Raw genomic sequence first — 249 nt, 5'->3', positions numbered from 1 at the left:
TCCATTGCCTCCTGAACCAACAACGCCAGGCCATCGATTTGCTTGCGCATGTCCACCGGTTCACGGCACAGATACACGGTCAGGTCAGTGCTTGGACGAATCACGGCGCCACCGCCACTTGCACAAATCGAGCGGGACGGTGGCGTGGTGGTACCGGCAGGCCGCGTACGTTCAAGCGTTTTTCCCAACGCAATAAATCGGCTAAGGTTAGCCCTTGTTGCGCAGCATACTGGCTTAGCGGCCTCTGGG

General features: G+C 58.6%; 1 protein-coding gene. It reads right to left on the bottom strand.

What is annotated here, in order from left to right; translation table 11 throughout:
• Window positions 1-77, bottom strand: a 77-nt coding sequence (gene tnpB, locus M8006_RS18535) for an IS66 family insertion sequence element accessory protein TnpB (protein WP_430886854.1), incomplete at its 3' end; no start/stop codon positions are given.
• Between the last annotated feature and the right edge of the window lie 172 nt (window positions 78-249).

The sequence above is a fragment of the Halomonas llamarensis genome, assembly GCF_023555005.1.
GTDB classification, from domain to species: Bacteria; Pseudomonadota; Gammaproteobacteria; order Pseudomonadales; family Halomonadaceae; genus Vreelandella; species Vreelandella llamarensis.
The sequence above is the reverse complement of the archived record's forward strand: the minus strand, read 5'-3'. Positions and strand labels throughout refer to the sequence as shown.